Annotated in this window: 1 protein-coding gene; it reads right to left on the bottom strand. The window is 56.2% G+C overall.

Annotation, left to right across the window (positions count from 1 at the left end; all coding sequences use genetic code 11):
- Positions 1-996: type I glutamate--ammonia ligase (gene glnA / locus A3730_RS05950; protein WP_063537708.1), on the bottom strand; the 996-nt coding region annotated here is incomplete at its 3' end.
- Between the last annotated feature and the right edge of the window lie 111 nt (positions 997-1,107).

Raw genomic sequence — 1,107 nt, 5'->3', positions numbered from 1 at the left:
CAGCATTACCGGGGCTTCAAAGCCGGGCACCAGACGCTTGTAGGCGTTGGTGGAGGCGTTGGTGAAGGCGTTCAGGGCGCGGGCGTGCTTGATGATACCGCCGATGAAATACAGCGCTTCGTCAGACAGGCCAGCATAGCCGTCGCCGGCAAACAGGTTCTTGCCGTCTTTGCCCAGAGACACGTGCACGTGCATACCGGAGCCGTTATCACCGATCAGCGGCTTGGGCATGAAGGTAGCGGTTTTGCCGTAGGCGTGAGCCACGTTGTGTACGCAGTACTTGAGGATCTGTACTTCGTCTGCCTTGGCAGTCAGGGTGTTGGCGCCAACGCCGATTTCACACTGGCCTGCGGTGCCCACTTCGTGGTGATGCACTTCGATGTTCAGGCCCATGGATTCCATGGCAGAACACATTGCGCCACGCAGATCGTGCAGGCTGTCTACCGGCGGAACCGGGAAGTAGCCGCCTTTCACGCCCGGACGGTGACCGATGTTGCCACCTTCAAAATCTTCATGGGATACCCACGCCGCTTCTTCAGAGTGGATGTTGTACATGGAACCCTGCATGTCGGACTTCCACTGCACGGAATCAAATACGAAAAATTCCGGCTCCGGACCAAACAGCGCAGTGTCAGCAATACCGGTGGATTTCAGGTATTCCTCGGCACGACGAGCAACGGAGCGCGGGTCGCGCTCGTAACCTTGCATGGTGTTCGGCTCAAGAATGTCACAACGCAGGTTCAGGGTGGCAACGTCAGTGAACGGGTCCAGTACAGCGGATTCGTCATCCGGCATCATGACCATGTCGGATTCGTTAATGCCTTTCCAGCCAGCGATGGAAGAACCATCGAACATTTTGCCGTCCTGGAAGAAATCTTCATCGATTTCGCCAACCGGAAGGGTTACGTGCTGCTCCTTACCACGGCTATCGGTGAAGCGCAGGTCCACCCATTTCACATCGTTTTCTTTGATCAGTTTGAGGGTCTTAACAGACATTATCTTGCGTCCTCCTAAGGAACAGCGGGTTTGTCTCTGACTCGTCGTACCGCTCTGGGTAAGGGCAGCACAAGGAGCCGGTATTCTCGGCCACTGGGCCAGCTTTGCCAA

The sequence above is a fragment of the Alcanivorax sp. HI0044 genome, assembly GCF_001634945.1.
The sequence above is the reverse complement of the archived record's forward strand: the minus strand, read 5'-3'. Positions and strand labels throughout refer to the sequence as shown.